Raw genomic sequence first — 17,697 nt, forward strand, 5'->3', positions numbered from 1 at the left:
CCCGGCGCGCACGCCATGGTCGGGGTCCGCCGAGTGACCGGACAGAGAGAGCCGAGCGGGCCGCGTCATGGGGTAGTGCCGAACAGCCGGTCGAGATGGTGATCGAGCAGGCGCAGAGCCTCCTCGGGGGTGTGGACGTGCAACAGGGTGTATGCGGTCAGGCCGTCGACCAGGCTGATGAGGATCATCGCCTCGTCGTCGGGTTCGCGTCCGGCGGGCAGCTCCTGGCGCTCGGCTGCCCGGCGCAGCAGTCCGGCGAAGAGCTCGCGGAGCCTGGAGATGCCGTCCTGGGCCGGGGTGCGCAGCCGGTCGTCGTGGACCGCACGGGCGAAGTAGGCCGCGGCCACGAGCTGACCGATACGGCTGTGTTCGTCCAACGGCAGCATTCCGGCGAGGCACTCGCGCAGTACGAAACGGGGCGGGGGCTCCTCGGCCAGGTTGGCCACGGCCTTCTCGATGCGCTCCCTGATGCGCTGGTCGGCGAGCTGATTGACCTGCCGCAGGGCGAAGACGAGCATCTCGTCCTTGGAGCGGAAGTAGTGCTGCAGCCTGCCGAGCGAGATGCCGGCCTCGGTGGCGACGTCGCGCAGGCTGACTCCGTCGAGGCCGCGCGTGCTCGCGATGCGCCAGAGCGCCGCAGTGATCTCCAGACGTCGCTCTTCATGATCCACCTTCTTGGGCACGGCCGGCCTCACTCTCTTTTGCAAGTCACTTGTACCGTTGTAACGTATCGCCATCCAATACAACTGACTTGAAAACGGGGAGCTCCTTGATGCCCACACCTACCGCCCCGCTCCTGCGACCACCCCGATGCCGGGTCGATCCACGCGCCCGACGCTGGTGGACCGTGCAGGCACTCCTCTCGGTCAGCGGGCCGATGCTGCTCGTCGCGACCGCGCTGGCGACGCTCTCCACGCTCTTCTTCGCCGGGGCGCTGCCGTGGCTGGGCCCGCTGCTGCTCGCCACACTCGTCGCACCCGCGCTCGTGTACATGACCGTCATGCCACGCAGACGCTGCGCGGTGCACGGCTGGGAACTGGGCACGCACTCGGTGTATGCGGCCGGGGGATGGCTGTGGCAGCAGCGCCGGATCGCCCCGCTGTCCCGGGTGCAGACCGTCGACACCGTGCGCGGTCCGGTCCAGCGGCGGTACGGACTCGCCACTCTCACCGTCACCACGGCCTCGACCGCGGGGGACATCAGGATCTCCGGGCTGTCGGAGTCCGACGCCGAGGACCTGTCACGGCGTATCGCTGAGGCCGCCCAGGCCGTTCGGGGGGAAGCCGCATGACGGCCCTCGGCGCATCCCCGGACACCGCGCGGTCCACGCCCTGGTGCCGGCCCGATGCCCGCACCCTGCTGGTGCAGTGCGGCTGGCTGGCGGCGCCCCTCGGCTCGGCCGTGCTCACCGCCCTCGCCACCGGCGGGCGGATCGGTCCCGGCGGGTGGATCACGCTCGCCGCCATTGCCGCCGCGTTCGCGGTCGTCAGCACCTGCGGAGTCATCCGCTGGAGCCGCACGCACTACCGCATCGGCGCCGACTCGCTCGTCCTGCGCAGCGGCGTGTTCAGCAAGCGGCTGCGCACAGTGCCGCTGAACCGCATCCGCAGTGTCGATCTGACCGCCACACCGCTGCACCGGGTGCTCGGCATCACGGTCGTCCGCGCGGGCACCACCACCTCGCACGGGGGTCGAGGTGAGGTCGCCCTGAACGCCGTGTCCCGGAGCGAGGCGCTGCGGCTGCAGACGGTGCTTCTCGCGCACGCCGACGCCGACGCGGCCTCCGGGGATCCGGTCCTCGCACGGATCGACTGGCGCTGGCTGCGGTATGCCCCGCTCACCTTCTGGGTCATCGGCGGGGTCGGGGTCGCGGCGGGGACGGTCTACCGCGTCCTGGACGCCGTAGGCGTGGAACTGTGGCGCGTGGGGTTCGTCCAGAGGGCCTTCGCCGAGTTCGGCAACGGCGTGCTCTGGCTGACCGTCCCAGCCGCGCTGCTGGCCGTCGTCGCCGTCGGCTCGCTCGGCGCGCTCGCGCTCTACACCGAGAACTGGTGGGATCTGCGCACCGAGTGGCGCGATAACCGCACCCTGGCCGTACGGCGTGGACTGCTCACGACCCGCTCGGTCACCATCGAACGCGCCCGGCTGCGTGGGGTGATGCTGCGGGAACCTCTCCTGCTCCGGGCCGCCGGCGGGGCGAGCGTACACGCCGTCGCGGGCGGCCTCGGCAACCGGGAGGAAACCAGGAGCCGCAGCGCGCTCCTGCCGCCCGCTCCCCGTACACAGGCTCTGCGGGTCGCTGCGGGAGCACTGCGCGAGCCACGACCCCCGTTCGAGGGAGTCGATTTCGCCCAGCACCCGCGCCCGGCGCTCCGCCGTCGGCTCAGACGCGGACTGCTGCTGTTCGTGCTGCCCATCACGGGCGCACTGGCGCTGCTCGGTGCTCTCCTCACCCCGGTGCTGCTGCACTGTGCCTGGGTGTTCGCCCTCATCGCCACGCCGGTTGTGTGGCTGCTGGCACGGGACGCCTATCGCAGCCTCGGGCACGCGCTGCGCGACCGCCATCTGCTGGTGCGCTCCGGCACGTTCAGCAGGGACACCGTGGCTCTGGAGCGGGACGCGATCGCCGCATGGACCTTCACCTCCTCGCCGTTCGCCCGGCGGAACGGTCTGGTCACCGTCACCGCGGCGGTTGCGGCGGGTGAGCACGGCTACCGCATCCCGGATCTTGCGGCACAGTCCGCGCCCGGATTCGCCGCGGCAGCGGCGCCCGGAATCGTCGACGAATTTCTTCACGTCGCCTGAACACCTCCCTTCATTCAGTCAACTCCCCCAATCTGCGGTCGATTTGATCCACTCCCGACAGCAGGCAGGGGACCATGAGGAAGCTCTCGCGTACGGCTGTGCCCGCGGTCGCCGCCGCGGTGCTGGGTGTCGCGCTCGCACCGGGGCAGGCGCCGGCGGCAGAACCCGGCACCGCGGCGGCCGGACCGGCCTATTCGTCCACCACCTGGGTCGGCGTCCACAACGCGTACGAGAAATCGAAGTACCCGTACTTCGCGGACGCCCTCGACTCAGGTGCGGGAATGCTCGAACTGGACGTGTGGACGAATGTGTTCGGAAGATCCTTCCGGGTCGCCCACAACAATCCGATAGGCAACGACAACAACTGCGTGAACGCGAAGACCCCGGCCGAGCTGCGCGCCAAGTCGCGCAACCAGGACTTCGGCGGCTGCCTCTCCGACATCCGGGCCTGGCACGACGCCAACCCCGGCCACCGTCCCGTGCTGCTCAAGGTCGAGATGAAGGACGGGTTCCAGGACAAGTACGGCCGGGGGCCCGCCGCCCTGGACACCCTGCTGACGGCCCGGCTCGGTGACGCGCTGTACCGCCCGGCCGACCTGGCGGCCGGTCAGCCCGATCTCGACACCGCCGTACGAACCCAGGGCTGGCCCGCCCGCTCCGACCTGGCCGGGAAGTTCGTGGTCGAACTGATCCCGGGCACGGTCGAGGAGGGCAACCCGCTGGACACCCTGTGGACCGATCGTGAGTACGCCACGCACCTGCGCACCCTCGCAGCGGCGGGGCGGCTGCGGGACGCCGCCGCGTTCCCCGCGGTCCACGGCGCGCAGGCCGGCGACCCGCGCAGCCGCTACGCCGACGCCTCCCTTCGCCCCTGGTTCGTCCTCTTCGACGGCGACGCCCCTACCTACGCCGGTGGCTCGATCGACACCGCCTGGTACGACCGGAACCACTACCTGGTCGTCATGACCGGCGCCCACGACGTGCCGCCTGCGATCGACGGCACCAACCCCACCGAGGCGCAGGCGCGCGACCGGGTCGCCCTGCTGGCCGGCCGGCATGCGAGCGTGGTCTCCGCCGACTGGTACCCGCTGCCCGCCGTCCTGGGCACCGTGGTCCCCCGGGGGACGGCGAGCGCGACGGGCACGACGGGCACGACGGGCCAGTAGCGCGGCCGACTGCGCGTCAGCCGGTGCGTGACGGCGACGGCCTGCGCAGTCGCAGTCGGCGAGCAGTCCCTTCGTCGCCCGCCTGGCCGGCTCCCGGTGACGGGCTCCACCGTCGCGGCGAGGTGACGCTGCCGCACGAGTCCACTCGCCGCCCGGGCGGGATACGGGGATCTCCGACGCCCCGCCCGGGCCGGTGAAGACTCTGAGCGGCGTGTCGTGCGGCGAAGTGGGACGCGGCAGCTGCGACCGGTCACCGTCCGGGCGGGGGGCCGGGCCCCAGGCACGGGCCTCGTCCAGCGAGAGCGCCAGGCTCATCCGGTGCCACAGGATCTCGTCCGGGTCGTCCGCAAGCAGCAGCCTGTCCGTGGCATCCCGGACCGCGAGCGACTCCGTTCGTCCGTAGGGCGGTTCGGGACGGAGCCGCTCCAGATGCGCCCGCTCGTACGGGTCGTCCACGACCTCCGCCACCTGGACCTGATCGAGGAGCGACGCGATCGCCGCCGTACGCCCCCAGGGGCCGTCGGCCTGGCGCAGCAGGATGCCGAGGCGCCTCCCCCGCCAGTTACGGGCGCGCCAGTCCTCGCCGTCGTCGAGTCTCGCACGCAGCCCAGCAGGCAGTCTGCCGCCGAGCAGATCCGGGTTGCGTGCGGCGAAGTCCTGAAGCTCCGGGGCCAGATAGAGCCAGACCACCGCCCGGTATCGGTTCAGGTAGAACCTGACCGGTGTGAAGTGACCAGTGCGAGCCAGCCTCGTGAAGCGGGCGGGCGTGGTGGAGAGCAGCCGTGCCGCCTCCGCTGTGCCGACGGTCCGGACGCGCTCGCGCAGCGCGTCCGGGAATCCATCGGCCGCGCGCAGCCGGTCGATCTCCTCCTGGGACACCCTGCCCCGGCCCGTGCTCTTCCCCGGTACCGTGCGAATGCAGCCGAGCTGCAGCGCGAGGTCGAACTCGCCGCGCTTCAGCTCGAGTGCGGTCGCGGCCCGTCCGAAGGCCATGGTTCCGGGCAGGCCGGTGGTCGTCTCGTCGGTCATGTCGGTCTCCCCCGTGTATGACGAACAGTCCCGTGACTCTCAATCACTCTCAGTGACGACTGTAGTCCCGCGGCCGCCTTCGCGCGCAGCCTGTGGATAACCCCCGCCCACGCGCTCCGTCCACGCAGGTCGGCCTGCTCGGAACTGGTCCGCAGCCTCAGAACAGTTCAACCGGCTCAGAAGTCGGACACCGCGACGCGGCCCGGCTGTCGTGCGGCCACGGCGAGATGTTCGCCCACCCGGTTCACCAGCAGTGTCATCTCGTAGGCGACCTGGCCGACATCGGCCTCCGCCGCGCTGAGGACGCACAGGCAGCTGCCTTCGCCCGCGGCGGTGACGAAGAGCATCGCGTCGTCGAACTCGACCATCGTCTGACGGGCCTTGCCCGCCCGGAAATGCCGGCCCGAGCCCCTGGCGAGGCTGTGCAGGCCGGAGGAGACTGCGGCGAGATGCTCCGCGTCCTCCCGGGCGAGACCTGTGCTGGCCCCGGTGACCAGGCCGTCGTTGGAGAGCACGAGTGCGTGTCGTATGTACTCGACCCGCTTGGTCAGGTCGTCCAGGAGCCAGTCGAGCCCCTTGTCCAGCGCCATTATCCGGTCCTCCCCGTTCATATGTTCCCCGTTGCCCCGTGTTGCGCGTAAGCCTTCCGCACTGTCCCCGTCCGGGCAAGGCGTCATACCGGGGCGCATGGCAGCGGAGGGTCGGCTTTCCCCCGCGACCGGCGGCATCGAGGATGACCACATGTCGAAGATGTCAGAGCAGCAATGGCGGGCGTTCGTCTCCGAGGGGACGCGCACCGCGAAACTGTCGACCGTACGGGCGGACGGGAGTCCGCATGTCACACCGGTCTGGTTCGTGCTCGACGGCGACGATGTCGTCTTCAACACGGCGAAGCGGGGTGTGAAGGGGCGGAATCTGACGCGGGACGGACGGGTGGCGCTGTGTGTGGACGATGACCGGCCACCGTTCTCGTTCGTGATGATCCAGGGTCGTGCGGAACTCAGCGAGGATCCCGGGGAGTTGCGCACGTGGGCGACGCGGATCGCCGCGCGGTACATGGGCGACGAGCGCGCGGAGGAGTTCGGCGCGCGCAACGGCGTGCCGGGCGAGCTGGTGGTGCGGATCCGTGTCGAGAAGGTGCTGGCCGAGGCGGGTGTCGCTAGCTGACCGAGTTGAGCAGCCGGGCGGTGTGCATCCGCCCGGCGTACTCGACGAGACGGATCAGCACTTCCTTCCCGGAGTCGCGATCGCGTGCGTCGCACAGCACGACGGGGGTTCCCCGGTCGAGGTCGAGGGCGCGGGAGACCTCGTGCGCACCGTAGGTGCGGGCGCCCACGAAGCAGTTGACGGCGACGACGAAGGGGATACGGCGGTGCTCGAAGTAGTCGACGGCGGGAAAGCTGTCCTCGAGGCGCCGGGTGTCGGCGAGGACGACCGCTCCGAGCGCGCCCTGGGACAGTTCGTCCCACAGGAACCAGAAGCGGTCCTGACCTGGGGTGCCGAAGAGGTAGAGGGACAGTCCTGAGCGGATGGTGATGCGGCCGAAGTCCATCGCGACGGTGGTCGTGGTCTTCTGGTCGACTCCCCCGGTGTCGTCGACTGTCTGTCCTGCCTCGCTGAGCTGTTCCTCGGTACGCAGCGGACGGATTTCGCTGACCGCTCCGACGAGGGTCGTCTTGCCGACTCCGAAACCGCCGGCGACCAGTATTTTCAGCGCAAGAGCTGAGGTTTCTCCGCCGGTACTGCCAGAGAGCTCGGGAGCCATCGATCACTTCTCTCATCGGGTGTGCGCCGCAAGGTCGAACCCCAAGGTCAGAGCCGTCAGGGCCGCCTCGGCGGGCAGGCCGGCTCGGCGAGAGGCCGACACCAGTACATCTGTTCTGTGTGGCGTGAGAAGTATGGCAAGCAAGGCTCGGAGTGGGGCGTCGAGATCGCTTTTTGCGTGATGCGACTGTTCTGGACACAAAAGATGTCCGGAACAATGCACAATTCGCGTGGGCGCGACAGATGCTGTGGGCCCGGCTCGGCCTGGCGCCCGCTCGACGCAATGCGCCGGGCCGGCGCAGACTGCGGGTGCCCTCTCTTGCTCCTCCCCCGCGTGATTCGTCGCGAACCGGCCTACGACGACCAGTGCGCGGGGCGGGCGAGCATGCCCGGCAGCTTTGTCCTCGCGTCGCCCTTCGCCTGGTGGAGCTGCGGCTGGGTGAGGAAGATGCTGCCGGTGAGGTCGGCCCCGCTGAGGTCCGCGTCCCGGAAGTCGACGCCGAGGAGATCGGCCAGGCGCAGGTCGGCGCCGGTCAGGTCAGCGGCGATGAGGCAGGCGCCGCGCAGGTTGGCTCCGTGCAGATCCGCGCCCGCGAGCCTGGCGCCGAGGAGGTCGGCCCCCCGGCGGTTCTTCTTGCGGCCGGGCTTCGCCTCGGCCCGTACGAGCTCGCTCGCACGGAGCAGCACGTCACCGACCCGCCCGCGCAGTGCCGGAACATCGATGTCCAGGAAGGTGGCGGCGTCCCGTTCCGTGAGAGCTTCGGTCTCGGCGAGAAGACCGCGGAGCGCGGCGTGCAGCGGTCGGGCCGCGGGCAGCGTCAGTGCCTCCGTCAGGTACCAGAGCAGTTCGTGGAGTTGCCGCATCACCGGGAACACGTCGAACATCTGCCGGGCTGTGTCCGGGGCCTGCCGCCAGCTCTGCTTGCTGAAGGTGACCTGCGAGACCTTCTGGCCGGCGCCGAAGCAGTCGTAGACGGTACAGCCGGAGAAACCCCGCTGCCTGAGCTGTGTGTGGATGCCGCAGCCGAAGTCGGAACGGAGGTTGGTACAGGGCTGCCCGGCGGGCTTGTCGACGGCGAAGTCGGCCGAGGCCGAGAAGGGCAGCGCGACGCAGCACAGCCCGAAACAGCTCGCGCAGTCGGCCCGCAGCCGGGACCGGTCCTGGGCGGATGCTGCGTCGTCACGTGTGTCGGGCACTGCGCGGTTCCTCTTCCCTGGTGAGCGTGGGTATCCCGGTCCAGTGTCCCCCACGTCGGGGATCGCTCGTGCGGCGCCTGCCGTCGCGTTTGTGGTGACGGTGGCGGGGCCGGTGCGATTCGTGCTTCGTGCCGCGGGCGCACGCTGCGGAGCGACAGTCGGCGTCGCCGCCCGCCCAGCGTCGTCAGCGCCGCGCCGGTGCTGGTGCTGGTGCTGGTGCTGAGAGTGAGCCACCTTGACGGCCGGGTTCGCCCCGGGCTCCTCATTGCGCCCCGCACGCTCTCCGGCTCGCCCCGCGTGCTCCTCGATGCGCCCCTCAAACGCTCCGGTTCGCGCCGCCCGCTCCTCGATTCACCCCGCCCGCTTGCCGAGCGCGTCCACGGCCCCGATCACCCGGTCCCAGAACTTCTCCTGGTCCAGGGCCACCGCGACCCGCGCGTTGACGGGCCGGTCCAGGTACTGGTGCATGTCCACCACCGTCGCCCCGCGCGTGTGCTCTCCGCGCAGTTCGACGGCCACGCCGGCGTCGACGCAGTGCACGATCGCCGGGTCGATGACGCGGGCGACGGCGACGGGGTCGTGCAGCGGCGGGGCTTCGAAGCCCCACAGCCGCCGGTAGGTGGAGGCGAAGAAGGTCATCAGCTCGGCACAGATACGGCCGAGCGGCGTGCCGAGTCCTTCGAGGCGGGCGAGGACGTCGGGGGTGGCGAGCGCCTGGTGGGTGACGTTGAGCCCGCACATGGTCACGGGCAGGCCGCTGCGGAGGACGATGTCGGCGGCCTCGGGGTCGACGTAGATGTTGAACTCGGCGGCCGGAGTGCGGTTTCCGCGCTCCGTGGAGCCGCCCATGAGCACGATCTCGCGGATGTGCGGAGTCACGTCGGGGTACCGGGTCAGCAGCAGGGCGATGTTCGTCAGCGGGGCTGTCGGAACGAGGGTGACAGGCTCCGGATGTTCCGTCAGGACCCGGTACATGAGGTCCACGGCGTGCTCGGGGACGACGTCCACGGTCGGTTCGCCGAAGCTGGGTCCGTCCATGCCCGACTCGCCATGGACGTCGTCCGCCACGTACAGCGGCTGGACGAGTGGCCGCGCGCAGCCGGCCGCGACGGGGACATCGGTGATTCCGGCGGCGGTGCAGATCCTGCGGGCGTTCAGGGTGGTCTTCTCGAGCACCTGGTTGCCCGCGACCGTGGTGATCGCGAGCAGGTCGATCGCGGGATCCCCGGCCGCGAGCATGATCGCGAGGGCGTCGTCGTGCCCGGGGTCGCAGTCGATGATGATCGGGACAGGCACGGTGCTCCTCGGTGTCGGGACCGGGACAGGAACATCACCAGTGTGCCCCCGCGAGGGCGCCTTGCCCGCTGCGTCGCACGCTGTTGGCCGCTCTTCGGAGGACATTGACCGCTTCAGAGCGCCCTGAGTCCCTCGATCACCTCCCGAAGAATCCTTTCATCGGGCAGCTGCGCGGGGGGTACGGGCCGGCTGACGGTGACATGCCCGGCTTCGAGGAGGTCGCCGAGGAGGACGCGGACGACGCCGACGGGCAGATCGCACTCGGCCGCCAGTTCGGCCACCGACTGGGTCTCGGTGCGGCAGAGTTCGAGCAGGGCCCGGTGCTCGGGGCCGAGGAGGGACTCCGCGGCCCGGTCCACCGCGTCGGCGGCGGCGTCGACGAGTGCGATGAGGTCGAAGCGTACGGCGCCGGGGCCCGGTCGGGTGCGGCCTCCGGTCATGGCGTACGGGCGGACGAGAGGTCCCGCTTCGGCGTCGTACCAACGGCTGCCCTGGTGTTCCACGTCGCCGTCGCCGGCATCGTTCATGGTGGTGGAGCCTCCCTCCGGTCAGCCGGCGGCGGGCGGAGTGGTGGAGATGCGTGGCGGGGTGTGCAGGTGCTCGCCCACGCGCTTGACGAGCCGGGCCATCTCGTAGGCGATGAGGCCGATGTCGGCGGTCACGGAGCTGAGGACGGCAAGGCAGGAACCGTCGCCCGCGGCGGCGACGAAGAGGAATCCCTCGTCCATCTCGACCATCGTCTGGCGGACTCCCCCGGTGCGGAAGTGACGGCCCGCGCCCTTGGCGAGGCTGTGGAATCCGGAGGCGACGGCGGCGAGGTGTTCGGCGTCCTCGCGGGTCAGGCCGTTCGAGGCGCCGACAGCGAGGCCGTCGTTGGAGAGGACGACCGTGTGCCGGACCTCGGGCACGCGCAGCACCAGGTCGTCGAGCAGCCAGTCGAGCTCTCCGGAGCGGTGGTGCGGGGCGATCCTCTCGTTATCGATCATGCGTCGTCTCCTTCGTCGCTGTGGATGGTCCGGCCGGGGGCGGCGCCGCCGCCGCGGGTCCAGCCGGCGCGGTAGGCGGCCATCCGGTCCCTGGCCTGTTCCGGGGTGCGTTCCGGGGTGTCGTACGCGGTGCTGTCGGCCGCGTCCGCGGGCGCGGGACGGGGTGCTTCGCGCAGTTGGGGGACGAGGCTGGCCTGTCTGACCCGGCGTGGGAGGCCGCCCCCGTCGTCCCGGGCGGGGGGCTCGGAGTGGGGCCGGGGCCGCGGCTCCGGCTGCTCGTGGGGACCGGTCTCGGTGGGGGCGGACTGCGGGCGGCCGCGCAACCGCAGGGCGATGACTCCTGGAGGCGGTGGTGGGCCGTCGCCATGGACTTCAAGGTCGCGGCGGGCGGTTGGCTCCGGCGCGAACAGTGCCGCCTCCGCGGCGGAACGCGCCGTGGACGGAGCGGCCGACGCGGCGGATCCCGCCGGCAGCGCGCTCTGCAGCAGCGGCGTCGGGATCAGAACGACCGCGGTGGTCCCCCCGTACGGCGAGGTCCGCAGCCGCACCTTGATGTCGTGGCGCGCGGAGAGCCTGCTGACCACGAACAGTCCGAGCCGGTCGCTGTCGAAGAGGTCGAGCGCCTCCGACTGTTCGATGCGCCGGTTGGCCTCGGCGAGTGCTTCCTTGCCCATGCCGAGGCCGCGGTCCTCGATCTCGAGGGCGTAGCCGTTGCCCACGGGTTCGCCGCTGACCCGGACCTTGGTGTGGGGCGGGGAGAACTGGGCGGCGTTCTCGACGAGTTCGGCGAGGAGGTGGGTGAGGTCCGCGACGGCGGCGCCGACGACGGCGCTCTCGGGCAGCTGCCGCACCTCCACGCGTGCGTAGTCCTCCACTTCGGAGACGGCGGCGCGTACGACGTTGGTGAGGGGTACGGGCATGCGCCAGGCACGGCCGGGGGCTGCGCCGGAGAGGATGATCAGGCTTTCGGCGTGGCGGCGCATGCGGGTGGTCAGATGGTCGAGCCGGAACAGGTCGCCGAGTTCGTTCGGGTCTTCGGCGCGCCGCTCCATGCTGTCGAGCAGATTGAGCTGCCGGTGGACGAGGACCTGGCTGCGGCGGGCGAGGTTGACGAAGACTCCGGAGATTCCGCGGCTGAGTTCCGCGCGTTCGACGGCGGCGCCGAGTGCGGCCCGGTGCACGGTCGAGAGGGCTTCGCCGACCTCGGCGATCTCGTCCTGCGGGGCCGGCCCCGGCGGGGCTTCGGCCTGTACGTCGAGTTCTTCGCCGGAGCGGAGCCGGCGCATGGCATGGGGCAGTTTGTGCCGGGCGATCTCGAGGGCGGTGTTGCGGAGGCTGACGAGTTCGACGACGAGGGCGCGGCCGATGCGTACGGAGATGACGAGCGAGGCGGCGACTGCGGCGAGTCCGAGGAGTACGGCGGCACCGGCGGCGGTGAACAGGCCCTCGCCGAAGGGGTCGGCGCGGTCGGCGGCGCTCCGCCGGGCTCCGGTCTCGATGTCCCGCATGGCCGCGCGCACAGTGGAGTGGGCCGCGTCCCAGGTGGTGGCCGGTACGGCCTCGGCGGCCCGGCGTCCCACCGGTGCGGCGAGGGTCTTGTCCTCGGCGGATCGCAGTGTCCGGTAGGCGCTCTGTTCGGTGAGCTCGCGCCAGGCGGCGCGCTCGGGGGCGCGCAGATCGTCGGCGGCGGACTCAATGAGGGCGAGTCGGGTCTCGACGGCGCCGTTGAACAGCCTCATCCTCTGCGCGCTGAAGGTCCCGGCGGTCCGGGCGGAGGCGAGCAGGGCGTCCTCGCGGGCGAGCATTTCGGCGGCGCGGCCGAATTCGAGGAGCACGCGGGCGTCGGAGCCGGGTCCGGAGTCCTGGATTCCGGTGAGCGCGCCCGCGACGCCGAACGCCGAGGTGATGGTGGCCGTGTACTTCTCGTACGTACGGTCCCAGTCGGCGTTGCGGTCGAGGACGGAGGTGCGGTCGAGGACGGAGACGCGCAGGCCACGCAGTTCGCGGCCTCCGGTGATGAGCCGGTCGAGCCGGCCGGCGACCGCCGCGGGGAGGTCGCCCCGGTCGGCGACGGTGTGCGAGTCGTCGAGTGACAGTTTCGCGAGGGCGGCCTCGGTGAGTGTGACCTGCTGCTGGAGTTCGGCGGCCCGCTCGGGGGCGGGGGCGGCGATCTGACGGAGAGCGGCGCGGCGTTCGGCCTGCAGGGCGGTGACGGCTTCGGCGACGGGTCCGCGGATGCCGTCCTCGACGTCCTGGAGCTGGCGCAGCCGGGCGACGTCCTGGGCGGTGGTGACGGTGGCGAAGCCCCAGAGGGCGAGGAGGGAGACGACGGGCACCATCAGCAGCGAGACGATCTTGGCGCGTACCGTTCTGGGGCGCAGCTGCCACTTTTCGCGGCGGCCGTCGTCCGGCCGTGCTGCTGCCGGATCGCGGTCCGTTGCCGGTTCCGGTCGTTCGTCCGCGGGTGGTCCGGCGTGGGCGCGGCGTCCGCGTGTTCCCGGCGCTGTCGGTGCGACAGGCGGGTGCGCATGCGGGGGCGGCGCGTCGGCGCCGGGCGTGCTGCGAGGTGTGCGCATGGCCTCCTCGTTCCGGGTGCGGGGCGGTGGGGTGCGGCGGGCGAGGCAGCGTTACGGCGTGGTGGGTGCGGTGTCCGAGGAAGCTGTACGGGTTTTGGTGGGCACGCCAAGCGGTTCGGTGGTCCGCGCGGCCGACGCGTAGGCGGCGCGTTCCCCGGCTGTCGGGGAGAGGGCCACGAAGGCGGAGGTGAGGAAGAGGTAGGACCCGAGGCCGACGGCGAGGGGGAAGATGAACTGCATGGCCGTGGCCCCGGGCAGTGTCCCGCCCGACGGTTCGACGCGCACGCTCACCGCGAACATGCCGGTGTAGTGCATGCTGCTGACCGCGGCGCCCATGACGAGCGAGGCGATGGCGACCGCGACGGGCGACTTGATGTTGAGTGCCGCCCAGAGGGCAGCGGTCGCGGCGACGACGGCGATGGCGACGGAGAGCGCGATGAGGAGCGGGTCGTAACGCACCTCGCCGTGCAGTCGCAGGGCGGCCATGCCGAGGTAGTGCATGCTGGCGACGCCGAGTCCGGTTGTGAGGCCGCCGAGCAGCAGGGCGCGGGCACGGTCGCGGCCGTAGCCGACGGCGAAGACGCCCGCGCCGACGACGAGCATGGCGACGAGCAGGCTGAGGATGGTCAGCGGCACGTTGTAGCGAATGTCGCTGCCGGTCACGCCGAAGCCCAGCATGGCGACGAAGTGCATCGTCCAGATACCGGTGCCGATGGCGGAGGCCGCGGTGATGAGCCAGTTGCGACGCGAGCGGCCGGTCGCGTCGAGCGCGCGTACGGTGCAGCGCAGGCCGAGGGCGGCGCCGATGCACGCCATCACGTACGACAGCACGGGGGTCAGCCAGCCGAAGGCGGCGTGGTCCAGGTGTCCCATGGCTCAGGGACGCTAGTCCTCGAGGGGGCGCGCGGTTGGGGCGCATTTCGAAAGCTGATGGAATATGACAGAGAGATGTTTCCGAACGATCGCACCTGGCTCGAACGTGCGCACCGTACGTCTGTCTGACGGACGGATGCAGGATCGGCGAGGGCCTGCGGGATCATGTCCCGCATGAGCGACGACCACACGCACGTACAGGAGTTCTTCGGCGCCCGCGCGGCCGGCTGGGACGCGCGCTTCCCGGACGACGGCCCGGCCTACGCCGCCGGGGTCGCCGCGCTCGGTCTGCGCCCGGGCCAGGCGGTTCTGGACGCGGGCTGCGGCACCGGGCGTGCGCTGCCCGCGCTGCGGGAGGCCGTCGGGCGGGCAGGCACCGTCGTCGGGGCCGATCTGACCCCGGCGATGCTGACGGCCGCGGTCCGGGCCGGGCGGGACCGCTCCGGATCACTGGTGCTCACCGATGTGGCGCGGCTGCCGATGCGTTCTCGGTCGCTCGACGCGGTGTTCGCGGCGGGTCTCGTCGCGCATCTGCCCCGGCCCGCGGAGAATCTGCGCGAGTTGGCGCGAGTGGTGCGGGGCGGCGGGCGTCTGGCGCTGTTCCATCCCATCGGGCGAGCCGCGCTGGCCGCACGCCAGGGCCGGCAGATCACGGAGGACGATCTGCGTGCCGAGCCCAATCTCCGTCCGCTGCTCGACGGTTCGGGCTGGCGGCTGGTCTCGTACGCGGACGAGGACGCGCGGTTCCTGGCCCTGGCGGAACGTCAGGACTGAGGCACCGCCTCCGCCGCCACATCGGTGGCCGCCCACGGAGCCGCCTCCGTCGCCACACCCGTCGCCGCCCACGGAGCCACTGCCGTCACCGCGCCGGTCGCCGTGCCGGCCGCCGCACTGGCTGCCACCCCCGTCACAGGCTGTCGCGGCGACCGCAACGCACGAACGCCTCCGGGCGTCGAACATGACTGCAGCCGGCCAGCTTCTTCTACGAGGGCGACCGGCCGCTGCGGGCCGAGGAACTCGACGCCCCGTACCGGCAGGGCATGCTCACCATCGCCCGCGCCACGAGCAAGCCGGAACCGGCGTGGCTGCGGCCCCTGCTGCGGGAAGACTTGTCGGACCGGCGGGACTACGCCGGACGGGTGAACCGTGCAGGGGAAGGGGCCAGGGTGTTCGACAGAGTCAGGGGCATCGTCCGCAAGCTCCGTGTGTCCGGCCGCGGCGAGGAGAGGATCCCGGCGCCGTCCGCGCCCGGGCGGCCGCGGCAGCACAACATCTTCGAGGCCGCGGCGACGTATGTGTCCGCGTGCGCCGAGGACGATCAGCAGGGCATCGACGAGGCGTCGAGCTGGGTGTCCCCCGAGGCACTGTCCTTCGGGGTGAACGAACTGGCCTGCCGCGCGGTCATCGCCCTGGCTCGTGAGCGGGACGAGTCACCGCAGTCCGTGGCACGCAGTCTCCTCGGGCTGCCCGCCGCCTGACGCCGCGAGGACCGGGTGCACAGCAGGGCGGACGAGTTTCCCACCGCGAACCCTCGACGACGGGGTTACCCACTGGTTAGGGTGCGCCGACGAACGATCGGATCGGGAGGGTGCTGTGGCCGGGACGGATGAGGCTGTCGACAACGACGCGCTCTATGTGCTGACCGCTCTGCTGCTGACACCCGCCCAGTTCCCCAGTGTGCTCGGCGACGACTACCCGGCGGCGTGCGCGTCGCTGGGGCTCGAGCCGTACACCGAGGGGTACGGACTGGTGCTCGGCCAGGACGGCGGCGGCGCCCGGTGGACGGTCGTGATCGACGACGTGTCGCTGGTGGCGGTCGCGATCGCTTCGTGGGACTGCGGGATGGAGTACGACCTGTCGCCCAGTGACCGTACGGTCGTCGCCTCCCTGCCCGGCTGGCCGCTGGCCGTCGCGACCGTCGCACCGGGTGTCCCCGCGCCCCACGACCCGGACGAGGAGGAGGGCGGCGGCCCACCGCTCACCCCGCCCGAAGCGGACACCTGGGGCCCCGTTCAGCGCCGTCTGGGCGCGGACGAGATCGCCCAGCAGTGGGCGAGCTGGCGTGCGCAGGTGGCGGAAAAGGTGACGTTCGCCGAGCCCGACGCGCCGGAGGAGGAGCGGGCGACGCCGCACGAGGGGGTGCGGCGGGTGCTCAAGGAACTTCACGGCTATGTGGACGAGGCGCCTCCGCTCGGGCGGGTGCGGTCGAGTTTCGCCCCGGACGGTGCGCGCATGCTGCGCGCGGACGGGCCGGGCTGGTCCCTGGTGGCCCGGACCGACGACATCGCGTTCGTGCTGCTGGACGAGGAGCCCGGCGAGGTGCTGCCGGTGGGCCGCGGTCCCGAACTGCCGGGTCTGCTGGAGGCGCTGGACAAGATGGCGGTACGCCCTTCCTGAGGCGTCTCTTGAGCCCCGCCTCCTGGATGCCACATGGCGGGTGGGTGTGAGGTGTGGGCTCGGCCCATGGCCGCGCGGACGGGACGACAGCACGATGTGGCGGCGCACCCACCCTTTCGCCGTTCACTCGGAGGCCGCCGCCATGCGTCTGTCCCGCCCGTCATGGAGGACTCCGGTCCTCGCCGCGCTGCTCCTGGCACTCACCACGCCGTCCCTCGCGGACGCCCGCCCGGCCGAGGCGGAGCAGGCTCCCGGTCACTGCGCCGGTCGGAGCGGTCTGGACGTGCCCGGAGCGGACCTCCAGCAGTCGGCCTGCCTCGGGGATCTGACGACCGCGGGCCTGGCCGGAACCCCGTACACCGACATGGCGGACCAGGCCGGTCTGGCGGCCGTGGGCACCCACCACCCCTCAGGGGTGCCGGGCATCCAGATCGACGGCTATTTCCCGGACGATTCACGCCTCAACGCCACGCACGGCCGGCGGCATGACGCGCAGTTCGTGATCCGGCTGCCCGACCGGTGGAACGGCGGACTGGTCGTCACGGGCGCCCCCGGCACCCGGCGGCAGTACGCCACCGACGCGCTCATCTCCGACCACGTCCTGGCGCAGGGCTACGCGTACGCCGCCACCGACAAGGGCAACACGGGACCGGACTTCTTCACCGACGGCCGCAGCCCGGGTGACGCGGTCGCGGAGTGGAACCGGCGCGTCACCGAGCTGACGCGAGCGGCGCAGCGCACGGTACGGCAGCGCTACGGGCGCGGGCCGGCCAGGACGTACATGACGGGCATCTCCAACGGCGGCTATCTGACGCGCTGGCAGCTGGAGAACCATCCGGAACTGTACGACGGGGGCGTGGACTGGGAGGGCGTCCTGTGGACCACGCGTGGACCGAGCCCGCTGACGGGTCTGCCGGTGACGGTGGCCAGGACCCTCGGCCGGGCCGGTGACGACGATCTCCTCGCCGCCGGTTTCGCGCCCGGTTCGCAGTTCCTGTGGCCGTACCACGAGAAGGTCTACTGGGGGCTCACCCAGAAGACCTTCCGTGCCGAGTTCGATCCGTCCTACGACCCGGGCTGCCCGGGTGCTTCGGCGGGCTCCTCGCCGGAGCAGATCTTCGCGGTCTGCCCCTCGGACGCGGAGTACGACCTCGCGTCCCGTCCGCCGTCCGTGCGGCGGGCGCTGGCGAAGGTGGCGCTGACGGGCAGGATCGGCAAGCCGCTGATCACGCTGCACGGTGATCTGGACACGCTGCTGCCGATCCGTCAGGACTCGGACGTGTACGCGCGAATGATCGACGGCCGGGGACGCACCGCACTGCACCGCTACTACACGGTCGAGGCGGGTACGCACACCGACGGCCTGTACGACACCTATCCGGACCGGTTGCGTCCGATCCTGCCCTGCTATCGCTCGGCGTTCGCGGCGCTGACCGCCTGGGTGGAGGACGGCGCCGCACCGCCCGCGGACCGGACGCTCCGCAGGCCCGCGGGCGGTGACGTGGTCAACTCCTGTGCGCTGAACTGACGGCCGGGCGCAGCCGGGCGCCGAGCCCGTCCGCCGTGACCGGGCGCCGAGCCCGTGGCCGGGCCCCGAGCCCGCAGCTC

The 17,697-nt window shown here is 71.6% G+C and carries 18 protein-coding genes and 2 pseudogenes; 9 read left to right on the forward strand and 11 right to left on the reverse strand.

The features are described from left to right. Positions 1-65: 65 nt before the first annotated feature. Entirely contained in the window at positions 66-683 is a 618-nt protein-coding gene (locus ACZ6ZQ_RS06185) for a TetR/AcrR family transcriptional regulator (protein WP_469767385.1), read from the reverse strand. Positions 684-772: 89 nt separating this feature from the next. Here ACZ6ZQ_RS06185 and ACZ6ZQ_RS06190 point away from each other — a divergent pair, with 89 nt between their 5' ends. The 3 genes from ACZ6ZQ_RS06190 (at position 773) to ACZ6ZQ_RS06200 (ending at position 3,971) form a co-directional block, all read left to right on the forward strand. Then, complete coding sequence (locus ACZ6ZQ_RS06190) at positions 773-1,291, forward strand: PH domain-containing protein (RefSeq protein WP_469767386.1); 519 nt, start codon at positions 773-775, stop codon at positions 1,289-1,291. Beyond that, complete coding sequence (locus tag ACZ6ZQ_RS06195; RefSeq protein WP_469767387.1) at positions 1,288-2,805, forward strand: PH domain-containing protein; 1,518 nt, start codon at positions 1,288-1,290, stop codon at positions 2,803-2,805. Before ACZ6ZQ_RS06190 ends, ACZ6ZQ_RS06195 begins: the two co-directional genes overlap by 4 nt. Before the next feature lie 74 nt (positions 2,806-2,879). Next, the gene (locus ACZ6ZQ_RS06200) at positions 2,880-3,971 is read left to right on the forward strand and encodes a phosphatidylinositol-specific phospholipase C domain-containing protein (protein ID WP_469767388.1); all 1,092 of its coding nucleotides are present in this window, start codon (positions 2,880-2,882) and stop codon (positions 3,969-3,971) included. 318 nt (positions 3,972-4,289) lie between these two features. Here ACZ6ZQ_RS06200 and ACZ6ZQ_RS06205 read toward each other — a convergent pair. After that, positions 4,290-5,000: pseudogene (locus ACZ6ZQ_RS06205) on the reverse strand (DUF6397 family protein); the annotation flags it as partial. A 176-nt stretch (positions 5,001-5,176) separates the two neighbouring features. After that, positions 5,177-5,590 (reverse strand): roadblock/LC7 domain-containing protein, encoded by a 414-nt coding sequence (locus ACZ6ZQ_RS06210; RefSeq protein ID WP_453667043.1) that lies wholly within the window; start codon positions 5,588-5,590, stop codon positions 5,177-5,179. 160 nt (positions 5,591-5,750) lie between these two features. On the opposite strand from ACZ6ZQ_RS06210, the gene ACZ6ZQ_RS06215 reads away from it, so the two are divergent. Continuing rightward, a complete protein-coding gene (locus ACZ6ZQ_RS06215) occupies positions 5,751-6,167 on the forward strand; it encodes a PPOX class F420-dependent oxidoreductase (protein WP_469767650.1) in 417 nt (138 codons plus the stop codon). Here ACZ6ZQ_RS06215 and ACZ6ZQ_RS06220 read toward each other — a convergent pair. The 7 genes from ACZ6ZQ_RS06220 to ACZ6ZQ_RS06250 form a co-directional block, all read right to left on the reverse strand. Beyond that, positions 6,160-6,765, reverse strand: a complete 606-nt coding sequence (locus ACZ6ZQ_RS06220; RefSeq protein ID WP_469767389.1) for a GTP-binding protein — start codon at positions 6,763-6,765, stop codon at positions 6,160-6,162. The genes ACZ6ZQ_RS06215 and ACZ6ZQ_RS06220 overlap by 8 nt on opposite strands. Before the next feature lie 353 nt (positions 6,766-7,118). Next, a complete protein-coding gene (locus tag ACZ6ZQ_RS06225) occupies positions 7,119-7,961 on the reverse strand; it encodes a pentapeptide repeat-containing protein (protein ID WP_469767390.1) in 843 nt (280 codons plus the stop codon). A 351-nt stretch (positions 7,962-8,312) separates the two neighbouring features. After that, positions 8,313-9,257, reverse strand: a complete 945-nt coding sequence (locus tag ACZ6ZQ_RS06230) for a nucleoside hydrolase (RefSeq protein ID WP_469767391.1) — start codon at positions 9,255-9,257, stop codon at positions 8,313-8,315. A 113-nt stretch (positions 9,258-9,370) separates the two neighbouring features. After that, complete coding sequence (locus ACZ6ZQ_RS06235; RefSeq protein WP_469767392.1) at positions 9,371-9,784, reverse strand: DUF742 domain-containing protein; 414 nt, start codon at positions 9,782-9,784, stop codon at positions 9,371-9,373. Between the two features lie 21 nt (positions 9,785-9,805). Beyond that, on the reverse strand, positions 9,806-10,243 hold the full coding sequence (locus ACZ6ZQ_RS06240; protein ID WP_469767393.1) for a roadblock/LC7 domain-containing protein: 438 nt from the start codon (positions 10,241-10,243) through the stop codon (positions 9,806-9,808). Then, positions 10,240-12,819 (reverse strand): sensor histidine kinase, encoded by a 2,580-nt coding sequence (locus tag ACZ6ZQ_RS06245; RefSeq protein ID WP_469767394.1) that lies wholly within the window; start codon positions 12,817-12,819, stop codon positions 10,240-10,242. The genes ACZ6ZQ_RS06240 and ACZ6ZQ_RS06245 overlap by 4 nt, the downstream gene beginning before the upstream one ends. Positions 12,820-12,870: 51 nt before the next feature. Then, a complete protein-coding gene (locus ACZ6ZQ_RS06250) occupies positions 12,871-13,692 on the reverse strand; it encodes an MHYT domain-containing protein (RefSeq protein WP_469767395.1) in 822 nt (273 codons plus the stop codon). Positions 13,693-13,866: 174 nt separating this feature from the next. Here ACZ6ZQ_RS06250 and ACZ6ZQ_RS06255 point away from each other — a divergent pair, with 174 nt between their 5' ends. Further along, the gene (locus ACZ6ZQ_RS06255) at positions 13,867-14,466 is read left to right on the forward strand and encodes a class I SAM-dependent methyltransferase (protein ID WP_469767396.1); all 600 of its coding nucleotides are present in this window, start codon (positions 13,867-13,869) and stop codon (positions 14,464-14,466) included. Here ACZ6ZQ_RS06255 and ACZ6ZQ_RS06260 read toward each other — a convergent pair. Beyond that, positions 14,457-14,594, reverse strand: coding sequence for a hypothetical protein (locus ACZ6ZQ_RS06260; protein ID WP_469767397.1), 138 nt, complete (start codon positions 14,592-14,594; stop codon positions 14,457-14,459). The two genes, ACZ6ZQ_RS06255 and ACZ6ZQ_RS06260, sit on opposite strands and share 10 nt — an antisense overlap. A 63-nt stretch (positions 14,595-14,657) precedes the next feature. Here ACZ6ZQ_RS06260 and ACZ6ZQ_RS06265 point away from each other — a divergent pair. The 4 genes and pseudogenes from ACZ6ZQ_RS06265 to ACZ6ZQ_RS06280 all read left to right on the forward strand — a co-directional run. Next, a pseudogene (locus ACZ6ZQ_RS06265) lies at positions 14,658-14,792 on the forward strand (PadR family transcriptional regulator); the annotation flags it as partial. Between the two features lie 105 nt (positions 14,793-14,897). Next, a complete protein-coding gene (locus tag ACZ6ZQ_RS06270) occupies positions 14,898-15,170 on the forward strand; it encodes a hypothetical protein (protein WP_469767651.1) in 273 nt (90 codons plus the stop codon). A gap of 115 nt (positions 15,171-15,285) precedes the next feature. After that, complete coding sequence (locus tag ACZ6ZQ_RS06275) at positions 15,286-16,089, forward strand: hypothetical protein (protein WP_469767398.1); 804 nt, start codon at positions 15,286-15,288, stop codon at positions 16,087-16,089. 142 nt (positions 16,090-16,231) lie between these two features. Next, the gene (locus ACZ6ZQ_RS06280; RefSeq protein WP_469767399.1) at positions 16,232-17,617 is read left to right on the forward strand and encodes a tannase/feruloyl esterase family alpha/beta hydrolase; all 1,386 of its coding nucleotides are present in this window, start codon (positions 16,232-16,234) and stop codon (positions 17,615-17,617) included. The last annotated feature ends 80 nt before the right edge of the window (positions 17,618-17,697 follow it).

This window comes from Streptomyces sp. NPDC053673 (assembly GCF_055585225.1).